Origin of the sequence: Roseicyclus mahoneyensis, from assembly GCF_003148775.1 — a bacterium.
In the GTDB taxonomy this organism is placed as follows: domain Bacteria; phylum Pseudomonadota; class Alphaproteobacteria; order Rhodobacterales; family Rhodobacteraceae; genus Roseicyclus; species Roseicyclus mahoneyensis.
Genome location: NZ_QGGW01000001.1, coordinates 436,998 through 455,886, shown reverse-complemented (window position 1 = coordinate 455,886; position 18,889 = coordinate 436,998). Strand labels below are relative to the sequence as shown.

Genomic DNA, 18,889 nt, shown 5'->3' with positions numbered 1-18,889 from the left:
TGCCGCTTTTCGCGGCATTCCTGCAAGGCTAGACTGCGCGCGAGAGACAACACACCCCAAGGGGAGGGATCAGATGGAACAGATCGGACATTGGATCGACGGCAAGCGCGTTTCGGGCACTTCGGGGCGCGTCGCCGATGTCATGAACCCCGCCACCGGCGAGGTACAGGCGCAGGTTTCCCTGGCCAGCAAGGCCGAGATGGATGGGGCCATCGCCTCTGCGGCCAAGGCGCAAAAGGCTTGGGGGGCCACCAACCCGCAAAAGCGTGCCCGCGTGATGATGGCGCTGGTGGGGCTGATCAACCGCGACATGGACAAGCTTGCGGAAGCCATCAGCCGCGAACACGGCAAGACCTTTCCCGACGCCAAGGGCGACGTGCAGCGCGGGCTTGAAGTGATCGAGTTCTGCATCGGCGCGCCGCATCTGCTGAAGGGCGAGTTCACCGACAGCGCCGGGCCCGGCATCGACATGTATTCCATGCGCCAGCCCTTGGGCGTGGTCGCAGGCATCACGCCGTTCAACTTTCCGGCCATGATCCCCTTGTGGAAGATGGGCCCGGCGCTCGCTTCGGGCAACGCGATGATCCTCAAGCCTTCGGAGCGTGACCCGTCCTGCCCGATGCTGCTGGCAGAGTTGTGTCAGGAGGCGGGTCTGCCCGACGGCATCTTGCAGGTCATCAACGGCGACAAGGAAGCAGTTGACGCGATTCTCGACAATGACACTGTGCAGGCCGTTGGCTTCGTCGGGTCCACCCCCATCGCGCAGTATATCTACAGCCGCGCCACCGCAAACGGCAAACGCAGCCAGTGTTTCGGCGGCGCCAAGAACCACATGATCATCATGCCCGACGCCGACATGGACCTTGCCGCCGACGCGCTGGTGGGTGCGGGCTATGGCGCGGCGGGCGAGCGCTGCATGGCGATCTCCGTCGCCGTCCCCGTCGGCGATGAAACCGCCGACCGGCTGATCGAGAAACTGGTGCCCCGGATCGAGGCGCTGAAAGTGGGGCCCTACACCGCCGGCAATGACATCGACTTCGGCCCCGTGGTCACGGCGGCGGCCAAGGCCAATATCCTGCGGCTGGTCGAAAGCGGCGTGGCGCAGGGCGCGAAACTGGTCGTCGACGGGCGCAACTTCAACCTGCAAGGCTATGAAAACGGATACTTTGTCGGTCCGCATCTGTTCGACCACGTCACCCCCGACATGGACATCTACAAGACCGAGATCTTCGGCCCCGTCCTGTCCACCGTGCGCGCGGCCAGCTACGAGGAGGCCATCGGTCTGGCGATGGACCATGAATACGGCAATGGCACCGCCATCTTCACCCGCGACGGTGATGCGGCGCGCGATTTCGCAAACCGTATCAACATCGGGATGGTGGGGATCAACGTGCCGATCCCGGTGCCATTGGCCTATCACACCTTCGGCGGCTGGAAGAAATCGGGCTTTGGCGATCTGAACCAGCACGGCCCCGACGCCTTCCGCTTTTACACGCGCACCAAGACGATCACTGCGCGCTGGCCCTCGGGCATCAAGGAAGGCGCGGCCTTCAACTTCAAGGCGATGGACTGACCGCCTCGTCAGGGGGCGGCGCAACCAGCGCCGCCACCGGCACCATGACAGGCGGAGCCACCGGAACGTCTGGCAAAGTCAGGGCCAGTGCCCGCAGCGCCTCGGCCTGCGGGCCGCGATGCTGCCGCGCCTTGAGGCATTCGAAACTCCCCGCGCGAAAGGCGCGGCAGGCCTCGGGACGGGCGTCGTAGATGGCGCAAAGCGTCTGGCCCTGCCCCGTCATGGTAAGTTGCGCGCAATGCCCGCAGGCCATGCGCATGTAGCGGCGGCCGTCGATCTGGGCCGTGGCCGCCTCGGGGATCGCGCGGTCCCGATCCTCGGGCAGTAGCGCGACATAGCGGTCGGAACCGCCAAGGCAGCAGGCCCCGCAGGCCGTGCAGTCGAATGTGGGGGAGGACACCGGGGCACCCGATTGATGCGCCGGCAGGGCCGGCCCGATGCCGCCCGCGATGCGCCGCAAAAACACCTAGGCGGCAGCCCTGCCTCACACAATGCCCGATGCAGGATGTGAGGCATGATTTATCGTGCCCAACCCGCCGAGCGTGGTAAGAATTAACCAAATCGACAAGGGTTTGGGCATGGCGGCACGCTACAAGATCTTTGGTCAGTTTTCGTTGGTCTATATTCAGTACACCGGCGTTGCGACCGCGACACAGGCAACGGATGTTTTCATCCAATACATGAAAGACCCAGAGCGCAAATCCGGGCACCGGCATTTCGTCGACCTGTCCGCCGTCACCGGACTAGAGCGCGATTTCGCCGCCCTCTTCCGCCTGCAAGCCCTCAAGGCTGAATGGCTGATGCAAAACGAGAGCCCGACCATGATGGTGTATCTTGCCCCTTCGGTGCTGAGCCTGCGAATAGCCCATCAGGTCCTGCGCAGTTGGGAAGGACTGGACGGGGCCATCATTCGTCTTGCCGAGGATTGGGATGGCGCCATGGACATCTTCGGATTGCCGCGCAATGCGCTCGACCATCTGCTGATCCGGACAGCCTGACGGCGCGGCGGGGCGGCTTGCAAAACTTCTGCAACACTCGATAATTAAACACGCGTTCAATTCCGACACCGGCGCGGGGAGGGGCAGGTATGGATTTCGCATTGACCGAAGAGGCGCAGGCCGTCTTCGACATGGCGCGGGCCTTCGGACAGGCCGAGATCGCACCCCATGCCCGCGACTGGGAGGCGGCAGGCACGATCCCAAAGGACCTGTGGCCCAAGCTGGCAGATCTGGGGTTCGGCGGGCTTTATGTCTCGGAAGACAAGGGCGGATCGGGGCTATCGCGGCTGGAGGCGACGTTGGTCTTCGAGGCGCTGAGCCATTCCTGCCCCTCGGTCGCGGCGTTTTTGTCGATTCACAACATGTGCGCCAAGATGATCGAGCTTTACGGCTCGGACGACCTGCAGGCGCGCTACCTGCCGCGCACGCTGTCTATGGAGATGTTTTTCTCCTATTGCCTGACCGAACCCGGATCGGGCTCGGATGCGGCGGCGCTCAAGACCCGCGCTCTGCGCACCAACGAGGGTTACACGCTGACCGGGACCAAGGCCTTCATCTCGGGCGGCGGCTATTCGGATGCCTATATCGTGATGTGCCGCACCGGCGAGGATGGGCCCAAGGGCATTTCCGCCGTGATCGTGGAGGATGGCAGCCCCGGCCTGTCTTTCGGCGGGCTTGAGGATAAAATGGGCTGGCGGTCGCAGCCTACGCGTCAGGTGCAATTCGACGATTGCGTGGTGCCGGCGGCCAACCTGCTGGGCGCGGAGGGCCACGGGTTCCGCTACGCGATGGCGGGGCTCGATGGCGGGCGGCTGAATATCGCGGCCTGCTCATTGGGCGCGGCGCGGGCGGCGGTGGCCGCCACGTTGGCCTATATGAGCGCGCGCAAGGCTTTCGGGCAGTCGATCGACCAGTTCCAGGCGCTGCAGTTCCGGCTGGCCGACATGGAGATCGAGCTGGAGGCGGCGACCGTGCTGCTGCGTCAGGCGGCATGGAAGCTCGACACCGGCGCGACGGACGCAACCAAGGCCTGCGCCATGGCCAAGAAATTCGTGACTGAGGCCGGAAGCCGCGTGGTCGATCAATGCCTGCAACTGCATGGCGGCTATGGCTATCTTGCCGATTACGGGATCGAGAAACTGGTGCGCGACCTGCGGGTGCACCAGATCCTCGAGGGCACGAACGAGATCATGCGGATGATCGTGGCGCGCCACATGCTTGCGGCGCGCGGGTGATTGGCCGGGCTTGCATATTTTGGGAAAGATGAAGGGACAAGACAGCGTCATGGTCGAGGGAGTGAACATCCGCATCGAGGGGCGCGCGGGGCGCATCACGCTGACCCGGCCCGAGGCGCTGAATGCGCTGAGCTACGACATGTGCCGCGCGATCGACGCGGCGCTGACCGTTTGGGCGGATGAGGACCGGGTGGCCTTGGTGGTGATCGACGCATTGGGCGACAAGGCGTTTTGTGCGGGCGGCGACATCGCCGAGATGTATGCCACGGGGCGCGCGGGCGATTTCGATTACGGGCGGCAGTTCTGGGCCGATGAATACCGCATGAACGCGCGGCTGTTCCATTTCCCCAAGCCCGTGGTCAGCCTGATGCAGGGTTTCACCATGGGCGGTGGCGTCGGCCTCGGCTGCCATGGCTCGCACCGGGTGGTCTGCGAGACGAGCCAGATCGCCATGCCTGAATGCGGCATCGGTTTGATCCCCGATGTGGGCGGCACGCTTTTGCTGTCGCGGGCACCGGGGCGGTTGGGGGAATACCTTGGCGCTACCGGCGCGCGAATGGCTCCGGGCGATGCGATCCATGCGGAGTTTGCCGATTACTTCATCCCGCGCGCGCACTGGGCTGCCTTGGTCGAAACCCTGTGCGCGACCGGCGACTGGGAGGCGGTGGACCGCGCTGCCCTGCCCGCCCCCGACAGCCCGCTCAAGGCGGCGCAGCCCGAGATCGACCGCCTGTTCGCGGGCGACACGATCCGCGACATCCTCAACCTCGTGACGCGCAGCGACAGCGCGGTCGCCACCGGCGCCTTGGCGCTGATGCGCAAGAACAGCCCGCTGTCAGTCGCCTGCACGGTCGATCTGGTGCACAGGACCCGCTTGCGCGACACGATCGAGGCGGCGCTGGATCAGGAATACCGTTTCACCTTCCGCGCGATGGAGCGGGGCGATTTCCTAGAAGGCATCCGCGCCGCGATCATAGACAAGGACAAGACGCCGGTCTGGCGGCATGCGGCGCTGGATGCGGTGCCCCCGACCGAGGTCGCGGCCATGCTGCTGCCCCTTGGCATGCAAGCGCTCAAGCTCTGACGGAAAGGGTCTGCACAATGAAGATCGGGTTCATCGGCCTTGGCAACATGGGGGCCCCGATGGCGGCCAATCTGGTGGCCGCAGGCCATCAGGTGACAGGGTTCGATACGGCCGCCCTCGCGCCCGAGGGCGTGGCGATGGCCGCCAGCGCGGCGGCGGCGGCCAAAGGGGCCGAGGTGGTCATCACCATGCTGCCCAACGGGGCGATCTTGCGGGCCGTGGCGGCCGAGGTGACCCCGGCGATGGACGCGGGCGCGGTGCTGCTCGATTGTTCCACCGTCGATGTGGCGAGCGCGCGGGACGTGGCCGCGATGGCCGCCGCAGTTGGGCTTGGCGCGCTGGACGCGCCGGTCTCGGGCGGGGTGGGCGGGGCGCAAGCGGGGACGCTGACCTTCATGGTCGGCGGCGATGACGCCAGTTTCGCCACCGCCCGCCCGCTCTTCGAGGTGATGGGATCGCGCGCCGTCCATTGCGGGCCCTCGGGCAACGGGCAGGCCGCCAAGATCTGCAACAACATGATCCTCGGCGTCACCATGATCGCCACCTGCGAGGCCTTTGCGCTGGCCGACAAGCTGGGGCTGGATCGGCAGGCGATGTTCGATGTCGTCTCCACCTCTTCGGGGCAGTCATGGTCGATGACGAGCTATTGCCCGGCCCCAGGGATCGGACCGAAAAGCCCCGCCGACAGCGACTACAGGCCCGGTTTCGCCGCCGACCTGATGCTCAAGGACCTACGCCTGAGCCAGGAGGCGGCCGAGGCGGCGGATGCGGACACCCCCATGGGGGCCCTGGCCGCGGCGCTATACGCCCGGTTCGTGGAGGAGGAAGACGGGCGCGGCCGCGATTTCTCGGCCATGCTGCCGCGCTTCGAAGGTCGTAGACGGGCAAGCCCGTAAAGGACCAATGGAAATTATTCTTGGACCTGTTGCCAATTTGTGGCATCTTGGCTCCGACACTCCAAGATATGTCCGCTCAAGTGCCCGGCGTGTCGGCATCAATGCTCAGGTGCACCTCAGCCGCCACGCCGGGCCGCGGACGTGCACAGCGTCGCGATACTCAAGCCAGTTCGACGGTCACGCGGCGGTTCTGACGCCCCTTCTTTTCGATCTTGCCGATCACCAGCTTGCCGATCTCGCCCGTGCGCCGCACATGGGTGCCGCCGCAAGGCTGCAGATCGACCTGCCCTGCCCCTTCGCCGATCCGGATGAGCCGGATGCGGCCCGCGCCGCGCGGGGGCTGGACCGACATCGTCTTGACGAGGCCCGGGTTGGCGTCAAGTTCGGCCTCGGAGATCCAGTCCTCGGTCACCGGCAGGTCGCGGGTGACCAGCGCGTTCAGCCGCCCCTCGATCAGCGCCTTGTCCTCGGGCGCGTCGGGCATGTCGAAGTCGAGCCGCCCCTTGTCGGCCCCGATGGCCCCGCCGGTGACCGGCAGTTGCAGGACGACCGACAGCAGGTGCAGCGCGGTATGGATGCGCATGTGACCATGCCGCCTGTCCCAGTCGAGGTTCTGGCCAATCTCGGCGCCCACGGCGGGCAGGCGGCTGGGTTCGGCCGGGATCAAGACGATGGCCGCCCCCTCGCCCTTCACGGCGGTGGCGATCGGGATGCGCCCACCGTCCCAATCCAGCGTCCCGCTGTCGCCGGGCTGGCCGCCGCCGCGCGGATAGAAGAGCGTGCGGTCAAGCACGATGCCCCCTTCTTCGGTCAGACCGATCACGGTCGCGCTGCTGGATTTGCGATAGGGATCGGACAGGTAGATCTGCTCGGTCTTCATGCCGGTTGGTCCTTTTCGGGGGGGGCGGTCCGTGCCACTGGCTCGGCCAAGGCGTGCAACGCCTCGGGGTTGCGCAGCCAGATGTCGCGCTGGCGAAACGGGATCTCGATGCCTTCGGCCTTGAAACGCTCGGCGATCTGATGGTGCACCTCGGTCTTGACGGCGACCAGCTTGTTGATGTCGCGCAAGATCATGCGGACCCGGAAATCAAGACTGTCGGCCCCGAAACCGAGGAAATCCACCCCCGGCTCGGGGTATTTCGCCACATCGGGATGGCCGCGCGCGATCTCGAGCAAGACCTTCTGCACATGCCGCGTGTCGCTGCCATAGGCCACGCCCACCAGCACCACGGCCCGCCCGATGGTGTTGCCGCGCGTCCAGTTGGTCACCGTGCCCGCGATCAGGTCGGCATTGGGCACGATCACGTCGGTCTTGTCGAAAGTCTCGATCGTGGTCGAGCGCACCGAGATCGCCTTGACGATGCCCATGGTCGGACCGACTTCGATCCAGTCGCCCTCGGAAATCGGGCGCTCGATGAGCAAGATGATGCCCGAGACGAAATTGTTGACCACATTTTGCAGCCCAAAGCCGATGCCGACCGACAGTGCGCCCAGCACAACGCCAAGCGCGGTCAGGTCGATCCCCGCCGTGGTGATGGCGATGACGGCGGCCAGCGCGATGCCGACATAGCCAATGCCCGAGGTCACGGCATTGCGCGCGCCCACGTCCATTCTGGTGCGTGGCAAGACGGTGCTGCGCAGCGCGCCTTGCAACAGCCGCGTGGCGAACAGGCCGATTGTGAAGACAAGAACCACGGCCAGCACGATGCCGGGCGTTATCCGCGTGTCGCCGACCTGAAACCCGGCCGACAGCCGGTCGTAGAATTCGCCCAATTGCTCGGGGCGCATGCCCCAAGTCAGGGCCACGACCGGGAAAAGCCCCACGATCAGCAGCAGGTTGACCAGAACGGGCAACAGCGCCTGCGCGGACTCGTCATAGGTCTTGCCAGAGAGAATGGAGTAGAGATCCCGGACAGGAGCCTGAAGCGCGAGGATCAGGCCGATCAGCCCCAGCGTGGTTGCCGTGGGCGTCATGATTGCGCCGGTCAGGTTCAGATAGCCCGCCGCGGCCAGGATTGGCCCGGCGATAGCCACAAGGCGCAGCGCCTGCCCGATGACGGTGATGGTGCGCCCGGCAAAGCCCGCATCACTGGTCCCGTCGTCACTGTCGACAGCGCGGGCGGCCAGCTCGGCGCGGCGCACGCGCCGGAGCAACGCGGCCAGCCGGTAAAAGCCCCAGGCCAGCCCCAGATAGACAGGCAAGACAAAGACACCGCGCGAAACCAGCGGCACGGCATCGAGCGTCGAAAAGGTTTCGGCCAAACCGCCGAGGCCCAGAAACACCCCGATGGTCACCACGGCGCGGCGCAGCGCGGGGCGCAGATCAGTCGGCGTGCCAAGCGCGCCGGGGCTGTCCTCATTCGCCGGAAAAAGACGCCCGGCCAGCCAGAGCGCGGAAAAGACAGACACGAAAACACCGATCCCTGCCGTCAGCAACGCCGTGCCTGCACGGCCCAGCACATCGACCGTGGCCACCGCCACCCCGAGCAAGATAAGGCCAGTGATCGGCAAGAGTACCTGCAGCAGCGACACCAGAAAAGCGAGCGCGATCCGCCCCTTCCGGACGCTCACCTGCCGTTGCAACCGGTCGGTCCATCGGCCGACGAAAAAGCGGCTGCGTGTCATCAGCGCCAGCGCAACCAGCGCGAGCACCCCCGCGAAAGGCAGCCTGTCCCAAGGTGATTGGTTGAGACGACGATGTTCGGCAAACTTGCCCTCGATCTCGCGGTTCACGACGACCACGACATCGCCAAGCGCGGCCAATGCGCTGCCCCAGTTCAGCGGGTTGATTGGCGCCGGGTCGCGTTCCAGAAGCGCGCGTGCCTGCCGCGCGGCCAAGATGGCATCGATCTCGCCGATCAGGCCATTGGCGCGGTTGAAGGCTTCGGTCGCCGTCACGCGCGGCACCTGCGCCTCGGCGAGTTGGGCCGCCAGTTCGGTGCGCCGCTCGGCGATGGTGGCCGGTTCGCTCGCGCCCTCTGCCGGCGGGGCCCCAAGCGCGGTGATCTGTGCCTGAATGGTTTCGATCCGAGAGGCATTTGCGCCTTGCGCCGCAAGGAAACGCGCGCGCCATCCGACCAGATTTCCCCGCAAATTGGTCAAAAAGGCGGTGGAGGCGATGCCGGCCTCGATCAGGGTCTCGGCACGCTGCGCATCCGATTGCCAGGCGCTGTAGTCGATCGATCCGTTCGTCTCGGGGACGGCCCCGGCGGGGGCTTGCTGGGCCTGCGCCGATAGGGGACCACCGGCGGCCCCCAGCAGCAGCAGCGACAAAAGAATGGCAAAGACCGTACGAAAGATCATGCGTCCTCGAACACGTCGGGAATATCGGCGGGGCCGCGCTCAAGCCATTCGGGCACCGGCAGGCCCTTTTCGCGCAAGAAATCGGGGTTGAAGATCTTGGACTGGTAGCGCGTGCCGTAGTCGCACAAGATGGTGACGATGGTATGCCCCGGCCCCATCTCGCGCGCCATGCGTACGGCCCCCGCCATGTTGATGCCAGACGATCCGCCCAGACATATGCCTTCCTCGGCGAGCGTGTCGAACACGATGGGCAGTGCCTCGGCGTCTGGGATCTTGTAGCAGGCATCGGGCGTGAAGCCTTCGAGGTTGCCGGTAATGCGCCCCTGACCGATACCCTCGGTGATGCTGTCCCCGCCTGCCGCCTCTCCAGTATAGAGCTTGTAAAGCCCCGAGCCTTCGGGATCGGCCAAACCGATCTTCACACCCTTGGGTTGCAGCGCCATGCCCACCCCCGCCAGTGTCCCGCCCGAGCCGACGGCGCAGACGAAGCCGTCGACGCGGCCGCCCGTCTGCTCCCAGATCTCGGGGCCGGTCATCTCGACATGGGATTGCCGGTTGGCCACATTGTCGAACTGGTTGGCCCAGATGGCGCCATTGGGCTCGGATTGGGCCAGACGTTCGGCCAGACGTCCGGAGTAGCGGACGTAGTTGTTGGGGTTGGAATAGGGCACGGCAGGCACAAGGATCAGTTCGGCGCCCGCCAGCCGGATCATGTCCTTTTTCTCCTGGCTTTGCGTCTCGGGCATGACGATCACGGTCTTGAACCCCATCGAGGCGCCGACCAGCGCCAGCCCGATGCCCGTGTTGCCCGCCGTCCCCTCGACGATGGTGCCGCCCGGCCTGAGCAGGCCGCGCGCCACGGCGTCGCGAATGATGTAGAGCGCCGCGCGATCCTTGACCGATTGGCCGGGATTGAGGAATTCGGCCTTGCCCAAGATCTCGCAGCCGGTCTCCTCGCTCAGGCGACGCAGGCGGATCAGGGGCGTGTTGCCGATGGCGGCGGCAAGGTCGGAATGGATCGTCATGGGCGCGGGCCTTTGCGGATGACACGGGACAAGAACCCTAGGGATAGGGGGGCGCGCGGCAAAGCTCAACCCGATCCTCAGGCGCCGCCGACCCCCTGCCCGGCCTGCAGCCGGGCGCGGTTCGCCATCAGCCACTGCATCGAGATCACGAGCGGCGCATTGGCCATGTCGCCCCCCTCGAGCATGGCACAGGCCAGATCCCATGGCACGAGATGAGACAAGATGTCCTCGCCCTCGCCAAGATGCCCGGCAGTGCCCGCGACCCCATCGGGCAGATCGGCGATCCCGATGTAGGAGGTCAGAACCTGCGCCATCCCGCCGGGGCTTGGATAGTAGCGCGCCACCTTGTGCAGCGCGCCAAGCGTCAGCCGCGCCTCCTCCACCGTTTCGCGCCGCGCGGCCTCTTCCGGTGTCTCGCCTGCGTCGATCATGCCCGCGACGGGTTCCAGCAGCCAAGGATGGGCGTCGCCATGGCCATAGGCCCCAAGACGCAGCTGTTCGATCAGCAAGATGCGGTCACGGACCGGGTCATAGGGCAAGACCGTGACGGCATCGGCCACACGGAACACCGCGCGTTTGTGCAGGCCCGAGGTGCCACCATCAAATTGCAGATGGCGCAGGTCCAATTCCTCGACGGTGTAGAACCGGGAATAGGGAAAGCGGTGCGCGACCGGATCGACCGCCGCGCGGGGCGGGTTGCGCCCGATCAAGGCCGGCCTGCGCCATGCGCCCGCCGAAAGCTGGGACTGCGCGCGGGCGGCGATCATCCAGTAGCGCGCACCGACCTCTTGCGCGGTCGCGGTCGCACCCTGACGCAGAACCTCGGCGGCGGCAATCGTGGCCAGATCACCCCAATCCCGCGCCCAATCGGCCAGCGACCATGGACCATCGGGCTGCCCCGTGGCCTGCGCCGGGCGCCACACGTCGGCCGCGCGGGCAATACCGTCGAGGTGCACCGTCACGGGCCTGCGGACATATCCGAAACAGGCCTCGTAGAAATCCAGACGCGCCAACGCCGCGTCCGACACGTCGATCAAGACACCATCGGCCTGCGCACCGGGGCGCTCGACGAGCATCGGATAGGCCTGCCCCGCGACCCGCGCCACACTGGCATCAGGCAAGACGGCCGGGCGCATGGCAGGCTCTGCCCCCGCGACAGCCTGCAGCAAGGGCGCATGGCACAAGGTGCCGAACAAGAAAATCTCGGTCATCGGGTCCCCGGATAAGGCGGCGGGACGCCTACCTCCAGCGCCGGGCCGCGCCTTCGCACAACAGCCCGCCGATAATACCGCCGATCAGCAGCACACCCCAGACCGGAACGATCAGGGACTGAAAGAAATATTCGATGAACAGGTCCATCGACGCAAAAATCGCCTCGAAAAACCCGTCATAGCGCAAGTTGGCCGAGCGGATGAACATGGTGCGCAGGGCAAAGAGCAAAAGCCCGAGGATCGCGATCTGGATGGAGGTGCGCAGACCATTACCCAAGGCCATCGACCACCCCATGCCCGCGCCCCGCCCGGCCACAGCCCAACCCTGCCACAGACCGATCATCGCGATGGTGGGCGCGAACCATGTCGCCGGCGTGCCGTCTGGCATCGTCGTGAGCGCCTGCAGCGCCGCCGCCCAGCCGACCGCGAAAAACGCCATGGCCCCGACCAGCTTTGCCGCTGTGGGCATGCGATCGGTGGTACGGCTGGTGCTTATGTGCGATGCGAAGAACATGTTTGGAAACAAACACGCCATTTTGGGCGGATTTATGGCGAGATCGCGCAAGGAGCGCGATTTCTGCGCGCTGCAAGGCCCCCTTCAGGTGGGACGCGTGATGGTGATCTGCGTCACATCGGTATTGCCGAAGTGAAAGGTCGCGGCACAGGCCGTCAGGTAGAAATTCCACATCCGCCGGAACCTGTCGTCGAACCCCAGCTCTGCCACCTCGTCCCAGCGGTTGTTGAACACGTCATGCCAGCGCCGCAGCGTCTGGCTGTAGCTGTCCCCGAACTCGATGGAATGCGACACCCTGAGACCCGCCTTTTCAACCTCGGCGCGCAGCACCGAGGGCGCGGGCAGCATGCCGCCGGGAAAGATGTATTTCTGGATGAAGTCCACACCCCGGCGATAGACCTCCCAGCGACGGTCCTGCACGGTGATGATCTGCAGCGTGGCGTTCTTGCCCGGCTTGAGGTTGGCACGCAGCGTCTTGAAGTAGGTCGGCCAATAGCGCTCGCCCACAGCCTCGAACATCTCGATCGAGGCGATTCCGTCATATTGCCCACGCTCGTCGCGGTAGTCTTGCAACTTGATGACCACCCGGTCCGACAATCCCGCCCGCGCCACCCGCGCCACCGCATAGTCGTATTGCTCACGGCTGATGGTCAGGCCGGTCACCCTCAGACCGCGCTCCTTGGCGGCATACTCCGCAAACCCGCCCCAGCCGCAGCCGATTTCCAGCACATGATCGCCGGGCTGCGCGCCCATTTGGTCGACCATGCTGGCGTATTTGGCGATCTGGGCCGCCTCCATCGATTCCTGCCCGGTTACGAACAGCGCCGAGGAATAGGTCATCGTCTCGTCAAGCCACAGACCGTAGAACTCGTTTCCGAGGTCGTAGTGATGCGCGATGTTCTTGCGCGCCTGCCGCTTGGAATTGGATTGCAGCCAGAACCGCGCCTTTTCAAAGGCCCGCACCAGCCCCATGCCAAGGAAGCCGTCATAGACCTCCTCGTTGTCGGCATGGACCAGATCCATGAAGGCCTGAAGATCGGGCGTCGACCACCATTCGTCCAGATAGGCCTCGCAAAACCCCAGATCGCCCTCGCGGATCAGCCGCCCGAAGATATCGGGGTTGTGGATATGCAACTCGGCCACCGGGCCGGGTCCATGGCCTGCGGCGCGAAACACGCGCCCGTCGGGCAGCACCATGTCGAGGCGCCCGTGCTGCATCTTGTTGGCCGTTTCGAATACGGCAGAGAAATACCGGGGGAGATTATGCTCTCCCTTCGTGCTTGTCTTGACGTCCATCTGGTCCTCATGTCTGGCGGCCGATTTGCTACGAACCAGCCACGGGGCACAAGCCCCGATTGTTTCCCGATAAATCAGAAGCCCCTGTTTTCGTACGCCTCAAGCGCCCGCTTGCGCCCATCCGCCGCGCTGACGACAGGCGCGCCCGGATAGGGGTCGCCCGGCCCCATGTCCCAGCTGCGCGGGATGGCCCGAAAGTAGCTCAGTGCGGTCTTGGGCGGCTTGCCCGAGATCTCGGCCACAAAGGCGCGGCGGTAACGACCCAACGGGTCGAATTTCTCGGCCTGCGTCTCAGGGTTGAACACACGGAAATAGGGCGTCGCATCCGGCCCCGAGCCCGCCGACCATTGCCAGCCCATCGCATTGCTGGCCGGGTCCCAGTCCACCAGACACTCGGCGAACCAGTCCATCCCGATCTTCCAATGCGTGAGCAGGTGCTTGGTCAGATACGAGGCGACAAGCATCCGCGCCCGGTTGTGCATGCGCCCCGTCACATACATCTCGCGCATCGCGGCATCGACCACCGGCAAGCCCGTGCGCCCGCGCATCCACGCCTGCACATGAGGGTGATCTGCGTCGGTGTTCCAGGCGAACCCCTCCCACTCCTCGCGCCAGTTGCGGCTGGTGATATGGGGCGTGTGATGCACGAGGTGATAGGCAAAATCGCGCCAGATCAGTTCCTTCAGGAAGGTCTCGGCGCCCGGCTTGCCCGCCACCAGCGCGCGCATGCCCGCGTGCCAGCAGGTTCGCGCCGAAATCTCGCCATAGGTCAGGTTCTCCGACAGGCTGGATGTGCCGTCGACATCCAGCCGGTCGCGCGCGTCGGAATAGTCGCCGATGCGATCTGTAACAAAGGCTTCAAGACGGTCCTGCGCTGCCGCCTCGCCGATCTTGCAATGCGCAAGCACGACATCCGCGCCCCGGTTCATGGCATGGCCGAGCCCCCAGTCGGCGATCACCTCGCTTCCGGGCCAGATCTCGGGCACGGCCAGACGCGGCACCGGCAAGGGCGCCTCCACGTCCCTGCCGCGCACCGCCTTCCAGAAGGGCGTGTAGACCTTGTAAAAGCCCCCCGTGCCGGTCTCGACCGTCCAGGGCTCGTGCACCGCATGCCCGGCATGGCTGACAGCCTTGATGCCCTCCGCCTTCAGCGCCGCCTTGACGGCCTCGTCACGCCGACGGCTCTCGGGGTCGTAGAGCCGGTTCCAATGCACCGCGACAGCGCCGGTCTCGGCGATCAGGGCCCGCAACACCTGCAATGCGGGCCCACGGCGGCAGATCAACCGGCTGCCAGCACCTGCCAGACGGACCGCGAAGGCCTCCGCCCCCAGTCCCAGCCGCCATCTCGGTGCCGCCGCCAACCCCTCGACCCCCTCGTCACACAAGAACACGGGGATCACCGACGCCCCCGAGGCGCAGGCCGCCGACAAGGCAGGGTTATCCGACAGGCGAAAATCCCGGCGAGTCCAGTAGATCACGGCGGCGGTCATCGGGGCGGGCGTCACTTTCCTGTCTGCCGCGCAGAACCTAGCGCGCCGCACGGACCGTCAAGCGCTTGCCTGCAGGCTTCATCTTTCCAAAAATATGCCTGCCCGACAATCTCACCCGCAAAACGCCCGGCATGGGCACGCGGGCCCCGCTCAGAAGGGCCCGTCCTCCAGCACGCCATCGGCCGACATCTGCGCGTAAAGCAGCCCTTCGCGCAGGCCGCGGTCCGCGACACTCAGCCGATCGGTGGGCCAGGCGCGCAAGAGCGCCTGCAAGATCGCAGCCCCCGACATGATCAGCGTCTGACGGTCGCGCCCGATGCGCGGGTCGCGCCGCCGCCCGTCGGGTCCGAGCGCGAGGTATTCCTGGATCACCCGGTCGATCTGATCGGAGGTCATGCGCAAGCCGTCGACCTTGTTGCGGTCATAGCGCTTGAGCCCCAGATGCGAGGCCGCCACCGTCGTGACCGTGCCGCTGGTCCCGATGATCTGGAACCCTTCACGCGCCTGATCGGCGGCATCGTCATAGGGCGAAAACCCCGCCAGCTGCTCCTCGAAAAACCAGCTCATCAAGGCAAAGCGCGCCCCGTCATCGGCGACATCGGCATACATGTCCTTGAGCGTCGCCACCCCCAGCGGAATGGAAATCCAGTCCACCACCTTGGCGCGCGGAAACACGGTCTCCGCATGATCGAATCCCTGATGCAGCCGCATGATGGCACGCGGGCGCTCCACCCTCGGCACGCGGCTGAGGTCGATCCAGACCAGTTCGGTCGAGCCGCCGCCGATATCCACGACCAAAAGCTGCTCGGTCTTCATCGACACCAGGGGCGCGCAGGATACGACCGCCAGCCGCGCCTCTTCCTCGGGTTTGATGATTTCCAGCTCCAGCCCCGTCTCGCGCTTGACGACCGCGATGAACTCGCCCGCATTGCTGGCCCGCCGACAGGCCTCGGTCGCGACCAGCCGCATCCGGCCGACGCGATGTTTCTCGAGCTTGCGCTGGCAGATCTTGAGCGCGCCCACCGCGCGCGCCATCGACGCCCGCGACATCTTGCCCGACGCCTCCAGACCCTGCCCCAGCTGGACGCTTTTCGAAAAGCTGTCCACGACATGCAGCTGTGTGCCCTTGGGCTGCGCGATCAGCATCCGGCACGAATTTGTGCCCAGATCCAGCGCAGCATAAAGATCGGCCGGGTCGGGCCGTGGATCAGGCGCAAGGCGCCGTTCGACAGGCGGCTCTGTGGCCGGCGCAAGGGGCACCAGGGTGGCCACGGGTCTGGGGAACGGACCGGCGCCGCCTTTGCGCTTGCGCGACATGCGGGCCTCCGAAAACATGTGTTGGTGCCAATGTAGCAACCGCCGCGCCCTGTCACAATGGTGTTGCATGCGCCCGGTCTGCTGCGCGCATTGCTGACCCGCTTCAACATCTTCATGAGAATTTTGGGCGCCCCCGACCCTCGCCGCAGGGCGGCGTTCCGTCTATGTCGTGCAGTGCCCGGGTCGCTCCCGCCCCGGCTTGTGTCGAATTCGGAACGTGCCCATGGCCGGTGCTCGCCTATGGTGCGCGTCAGCCCGGACAGTCCGGCAATACCAAAGGACCCGCCCATGCCCTCTGTCACCCATGTCTACTGGCGCGACATTCCCGCCCAGGTCATCGTGGGCAAGGGGCGCACCGGGTCCAAGGCCGTGCTGCCCGAGCGTTTCGAACAGGCGATCGACCGTTGCGCCATGAAGATCGGTGCCAAGGACGAAGATGCCTATCTCGCCGAATGGCGCCGCGTGCCCGCAGGCGAGATCGAGGGCGATCCGGCCGCCATCGCTGCTGCTGAAATCGCGCGTCTGGATGCGGCCTATGATGCCGACCGTCTCAAGCGCCTGATCGCGGCGGATGGGCATGAAACCGACACAACCGCCGCCTGAGGCCATGGCCGCGTTCCGGGAGAGATTGATGGCACTTTTGAAATTCCGCGTCCGCGAGGCCGCACCCGCATCCTCCGGGCTCGAGGCGCTCCTCAAGGGCTTTTCCATTGAGGTCATGCCGCGCACCGCCGAAAAGGTCGCCGATTTTCGCCAGCTTCTGCCCGCCGGCACGCGTGTCTACATCGCCCATATCGACGGCACGCCCTTCGAGGACATGCTGGCGACCGCCCGCCGCCTGCGCGCCGAGGGCTTTGAGCCGATGCCGCATTTCCCCGCCCGCTCCATCCCCGACCGGGCCACGCTGTCCGATATGGTCGCGCGCTACCGGGGCGAGGCGGATGTGCAGCAGGGCCTGATCATCGCAGGCGGCATCGCCACGCCGCGGGGCGCGTTCCACTCTTCCATGCAGATGCTCGAAACCGGCCTCTTCGATGCCTTCACCCGCATCCATGTCGCGGGCCACCCCGAAGGCAACCGCGACATCGACGCAGACGGCGGCGAGGACGAGGTGATGGCTGCGCTCCGCTGGAAACAGGCCTTCGCCGATCGCTCGAACGCGGAATTCGCCATCGCCACGCAATTCGCGTTTCAAGCCGCGCCCGTGCTGGCCTGGGCCGACAGGCTTGCCGCCAACAAGATCACCATGCCGATCCATCTGGGCATCGCGGGGCCTGCCAAATTGCAGACCCTCATAAAATTCGCCATCGCCTGCGGCGTCGGCCCCTCCCTGTCGGTCTTGCAAAAGCGCGCCCGCGACGTGTCGAAACTGCTTTTGCCCTTCGAGCCGGACGACATACTCACCACGCTCGCACACGCGCGCGCCGAGGGCCGCGCCACGAGTATCGAAGCGATCCATTTCTTCCCACTGGGCGGCATCAAGGCCAATGCCGACTGGACCATCGCCCATGGCGGGGCCAGCGCGGCGCCCGCCGCGGCAACCTGAGAGAGAGCACAGAACCCCATGACCCGCACCGTCATCGAATCGCAGACCCGCACCACCGTGATCGGCTTCGACGAGCCGTTCTGCGTCATCGGCGAACGGATCAACCCAACGGGCCGCAAGATCTTGAACGAAGAGCTTGAGCGCGGCGATTTCAGCCGGGTCGAGGCCGATGCCATCGCGCAGGTCGCGGCGGGCGCGACGGTGCTCGACATCAATTCGGGCGCGGTGTTTTCCAACAAGATGGGCGAGGATGCGCGCTACGCCGACAACAATTTCGTTGAGCCGATGCTGATGCCCGAACTGATCCGCGTGGTGCAAGGCGTCACCGATTGCCCGCTTTGCATCGACAGTTCCGTGCCCGGCGCGCTTGAGGCGGGGCTTGCCGCCGCCAAGGGGCGCCCTTTGCTCAATTCCGTGACCGGAGAGGAAGAACGGCTGGAACTGGTCCTGCCGCTGGTCAAGAAATACAACGTGCCCGTGGTCGCCATCTCCAACGACGACACCGGCATTTCAGAGGACCCCGACGTGCGGTTCGCGGTGGCGAAAAAGATCGTCGAACGCGCCGCCGATTTCGGCATCCCCGCCCATGACATCGTCGTGGACCCGCTGGTCATGCCCATCGGCGCGATGGGCACGGCCGGCCTGCAGGTCTTTGCCCTCGTGCGGCGACTGCGCGAGGAATTGGGCGTGAACACGACCTGCGGGGCGTCCAACATCTCGTTCGGGCTGCCCAACCGGCACGGGATCAACAACGCGTTCCTGCCCATGGCCTTCGGCGCGGGAATGACCAGCGCGATCATGAACCCCGTCGCCCTTCCCGTCGGGCCGAAGGCCATCGCCGCCAAGAAGATGGAGATCGAGGCGGCGGGCATCATGCTGCCCCCCGATCTGGACGACGAGACCTTCGTAAAGCTGTTCGGAATGGGGTCCACCAGACCGCGCCCCGGCAAGGAGATGGAGGCGATCCGCGCTGCCAATTTCCTGATGAGTCAGGACGACGGCGGCGGAAACTGGATCCGGTTCAACCAAGACCCTGATGCGGCTCTGCGCGGCGGGCGTGCAGGCGGGCGGCGTCGGCGCGCATGATTAACCCGGCATTTACCGGAACCGGGTCAAGGTCTGGGCATGTCCATGCTCAGACCCGCCATTCCGCTGCCCTCGGCCCCTTGGATCGACCAGGTGTTCTCGGCCAAGACCGTAAGGTTCGGGGGCGTTGTGCGCCGATCCCTGCATTGGGTCGAGGCCGAGGTGGGCCGTGCCACATTCGAGGCGGAGGTGCGGCGCCGGGGGTGGCACCTTGTGGAATGCAACGGCCAATTGGTCGTGTTCTGCACCGCGCGCCCGATACAGGTTCTTTTCTGATCCGAAAATTCGTACGAATTTTCGGAATCCGCGAATTTT

General features: G+C 65.7%; 18 protein-coding genes. 9 read left to right on the top strand and 9 right to left on the bottom strand.

Going from position 1 to position 18,889, the window contains the following annotated elements; genetic code table 11:
- The first annotated feature begins 73 nt into the window (after positions 1-73).
- The gene (locus C7455_RS02255) at positions 74-1,573 is read left to right on the top strand and encodes a CoA-acylating methylmalonate-semialdehyde dehydrogenase (protein WP_109664911.1); all 1,500 of its coding nucleotides are present in this window, start codon (positions 74-76) and stop codon (positions 1,571-1,573) included.
- Here the strand turns inward: C7455_RS02255 and C7455_RS02250 are convergent.
- Positions 1,557-2,039, bottom strand: a complete 483-nt coding sequence (locus tag C7455_RS02250; RefSeq protein WP_109664907.1) for a YkgJ family cysteine cluster protein — start codon at positions 2,037-2,039, stop codon at positions 1,557-1,559. The two genes, C7455_RS02255 and C7455_RS02250, sit on opposite strands and share 17 nt — an antisense overlap.
- Before the next feature lie 112 nt (positions 2,040-2,151).
- Between C7455_RS02250 and C7455_RS02245 the strand changes: the two genes are divergently transcribed.
- From C7455_RS02245 to mmsB, 4 genes are all read left to right on the top strand, one after another.
- Positions 2,152-2,571, top strand: coding sequence for a hypothetical protein (locus tag C7455_RS02245; protein ID WP_109664904.1), 420 nt, complete (start codon positions 2,152-2,154; stop codon positions 2,569-2,571).
- An 89-nt stretch (positions 2,572-2,660) separates the two neighbouring features.
- Positions 2,661-3,806, top strand: coding sequence for an acyl-CoA dehydrogenase family protein (locus C7455_RS02240; protein ID WP_109664901.1), 1,146 nt, complete (start codon positions 2,661-2,663; stop codon positions 3,804-3,806).
- Between the two features lie 28 nt (positions 3,807-3,834).
- Positions 3,835-4,890, top strand: coding sequence for an enoyl-CoA hydratase/isomerase family protein (locus tag C7455_RS02235; protein WP_245904187.1), 1,056 nt, complete (start codon positions 3,835-3,837; stop codon positions 4,888-4,890).
- Positions 4,891-4,907: 17 nt separating this feature from the next.
- The gene (gene mmsB / locus C7455_RS02230; RefSeq protein ID WP_109664899.1) at positions 4,908-5,786 is read left to right on the top strand and encodes a 3-hydroxyisobutyrate dehydrogenase; all 879 of its coding nucleotides are present in this window, start codon (positions 4,908-4,910) and stop codon (positions 5,784-5,786) included.
- A gap of 160 nt (positions 5,787-5,946) precedes the next feature.
- On the opposite strand, the gene C7455_RS02225 is transcribed toward mmsB, so the two are convergent.
- The 8 genes from C7455_RS02225 to C7455_RS02190 form a co-directional block, all read right to left on the bottom strand.
- Positions 5,947-6,666 (bottom strand): alanyl-tRNA editing protein, encoded by a 720-nt coding sequence (locus C7455_RS02225; RefSeq protein ID WP_109664896.1) that lies wholly within the window; start codon positions 6,664-6,666, stop codon positions 5,947-5,949.
- Positions 6,663-9,089, bottom strand: coding sequence for a DUF3772 domain-containing protein (locus C7455_RS02220; RefSeq protein WP_109664893.1), 2,427 nt, complete (start codon positions 9,087-9,089; stop codon positions 6,663-6,665). The genes C7455_RS02225 and C7455_RS02220 overlap by 4 nt, the downstream gene beginning before the upstream one ends.
- Positions 9,086-10,114: a cysteine synthase A gene (locus C7455_RS02215; RefSeq protein WP_109664890.1), complete on the bottom strand. Its 1,029-nt coding sequence runs from the start codon at positions 10,112-10,114 to the stop codon at positions 9,086-9,088. The genes C7455_RS02220 and C7455_RS02215 overlap by 4 nt, the downstream gene beginning before the upstream one ends.
- Positions 10,115-10,191: 77 nt before the next feature.
- A complete protein-coding gene (locus tag C7455_RS02210; RefSeq protein WP_109664887.1) occupies positions 10,192-11,325 on the bottom strand; it encodes a gamma-glutamylcyclotransferase in 1,134 nt (377 codons plus the stop codon).
- 28 nt (positions 11,326-11,353) lie between these two features.
- Complete coding sequence (locus C7455_RS02205; protein WP_170118977.1) at positions 11,354-11,794, bottom strand: TrgA family protein; 441 nt, start codon at positions 11,792-11,794, stop codon at positions 11,354-11,356.
- Between the two features lie 129 nt (positions 11,795-11,923).
- Entirely contained in the window at positions 11,924-13,135 is a 1,212-nt protein-coding gene (locus C7455_RS02200) for an SAM-dependent methyltransferase (protein WP_109664881.1), read from the bottom strand.
- 74 nt (positions 13,136-13,209) lie between these two features.
- Positions 13,210-14,625: a cryptochrome/photolyase family protein gene (locus C7455_RS02195; RefSeq protein WP_109664878.1), complete on the bottom strand. Its 1,416-nt coding sequence runs from the start codon at positions 14,623-14,625 to the stop codon at positions 13,210-13,212.
- A gap of 150 nt (positions 14,626-14,775) precedes the next feature.
- Positions 14,776-15,942 carry a Ppx/GppA phosphatase family protein gene (locus C7455_RS02190; protein ID WP_109666092.1) on the bottom strand — a complete coding sequence of 389 codons (1,167 nt, stop codon included), beginning with the start codon at positions 15,940-15,942 and terminating at the stop codon, positions 14,776-14,778.
- Between the two features lie 288 nt (positions 15,943-16,230).
- Here C7455_RS02190 and C7455_RS02185 point away from each other — a divergent pair, with 288 nt between their 5' ends.
- The 4 genes from C7455_RS02185 to C7455_RS02170 are packed head-to-tail and all read left to right on the top strand — an operon-like array spanning position 16,231 to position 18,850.
- Positions 16,231-16,545 (top strand): virulence factor, encoded by a 315-nt coding sequence (locus C7455_RS02185; protein WP_109664874.1) that lies wholly within the window; start codon positions 16,231-16,233, stop codon positions 16,543-16,545.
- Positions 16,546-16,573: 28 nt separating this feature from the next.
- Positions 16,574-17,488: a methylenetetrahydrofolate reductase gene (locus tag C7455_RS02180; protein WP_109664871.1), complete on the top strand. Its 915-nt coding sequence runs from the start codon at positions 16,574-16,576 to the stop codon at positions 17,486-17,488.
- Positions 17,489-17,506: 18 nt separating this feature from the next.
- Complete coding sequence (locus C7455_RS02175) at positions 17,507-18,574, top strand: dihydropteroate synthase (RefSeq protein ID WP_109664868.1); 1,068 nt, start codon at positions 17,507-17,509, stop codon at positions 18,572-18,574.
- A 39-nt stretch (positions 18,575-18,613) separates the two neighbouring features.
- On the top strand, positions 18,614-18,850 hold the full coding sequence (locus C7455_RS02170) for an N-(5'-phosphoribosyl)anthranilate isomerase (RefSeq protein ID WP_245904186.1): 237 nt from the start codon (positions 18,614-18,616) through the stop codon (positions 18,848-18,850).
- Positions 18,851-18,889 lie beyond the last annotated feature (39 nt).

Excerpts from the sequence above, each read along its gene's own strand:
- C7455_RS02255 (WP_109664911.1), top strand. The coding sequence starts at position 74 with ATGGAACAGATCGGACATTGGATCGACGGCAAGCGCGTTTCGGGCACT.
- C7455_RS02245 (WP_109664904.1), top strand. The coding sequence starts at position 2,152 with ATGGCGGCACGCTACAAGATCTTTGGTCAGTTTTCGTTGGTCTATATT.
- C7455_RS02240 (WP_109664901.1), top strand. The coding sequence starts at position 2,661 with ATGGATTTCGCATTGACCGAAGAGGCGCAGGCCGTCTTCGACATGGCG.
- C7455_RS02235 (WP_245904187.1), top strand. The coding sequence starts at position 3,835 with ATGAAGGGACAAGACAGCGTCATGGTCGAGGGAGTGAACATCCGCATC.
- mmsB (WP_109664899.1), top strand. The coding sequence starts at position 4,908 with ATGAAGATCGGGTTCATCGGCCTTGGCAACATGGGGGCCCCGATGGCG.
- C7455_RS02225 (WP_109664896.1), bottom strand. The coding sequence starts at position 6,666 with ATGAAGACCGAGCAGATCTACCTGTCCGATCCCTATCGCAAATCCAGC.
- C7455_RS02220 (WP_109664893.1), bottom strand. The coding sequence starts at position 9,089 with ATGATCTTTCGTACGGTCTTTGCCATTCTTTTGTCGCTGCTGCTGCTG.
- C7455_RS02215 (WP_109664890.1), bottom strand. The coding sequence starts at position 10,114 with ATGACGATCCATTCCGACCTTGCCGCCGCCATCGGCAACACGCCCCTG.
- C7455_RS02210 (WP_109664887.1), bottom strand. The coding sequence starts at position 11,325 with ATGACCGAGATTTTCTTGTTCGGCACCTTGTGCCATGCGCCCTTGCTG.
- C7455_RS02205 (WP_170118977.1), bottom strand. The coding sequence starts at position 11,794 with ATGCCCACAGCGGCAAAGCTGGTCGGGGCCATGGCGTTTTTCGCGGTC.
- C7455_RS02200 (WP_109664881.1), bottom strand. The coding sequence starts at position 13,135 with ATGGACGTCAAGACAAGCACGAAGGGAGAGCATAATCTCCCCCGGTAT.
- C7455_RS02195 (WP_109664878.1), bottom strand. The coding sequence starts at position 14,625 with ATGACCGCCGCCGTGATCTACTGGACTCGCCGGGATTTTCGCCTGTCG.
- C7455_RS02190 (WP_109666092.1), bottom strand. The coding sequence starts at position 15,942 with ATGTCGCGCAAGCGCAAAGGCGGCGCCGGTCCGTTCCCCAGACCCGTG.
- C7455_RS02185 (WP_109664874.1), top strand. The coding sequence starts at position 16,231 with ATGCCCTCTGTCACCCATGTCTACTGGCGCGACATTCCCGCCCAGGTC.
- C7455_RS02180 (WP_109664871.1), top strand. The coding sequence starts at position 16,574 with ATGGCACTTTTGAAATTCCGCGTCCGCGAGGCCGCACCCGCATCCTCC.
- C7455_RS02175 (WP_109664868.1), top strand. The coding sequence starts at position 17,507 with ATGACCCGCACCGTCATCGAATCGCAGACCCGCACCACCGTGATCGGC.
- C7455_RS02170 (WP_245904186.1), top strand. The coding sequence starts at position 18,614 with ATGTCCATGCTCAGACCCGCCATTCCGCTGCCCTCGGCCCCTTGGATC.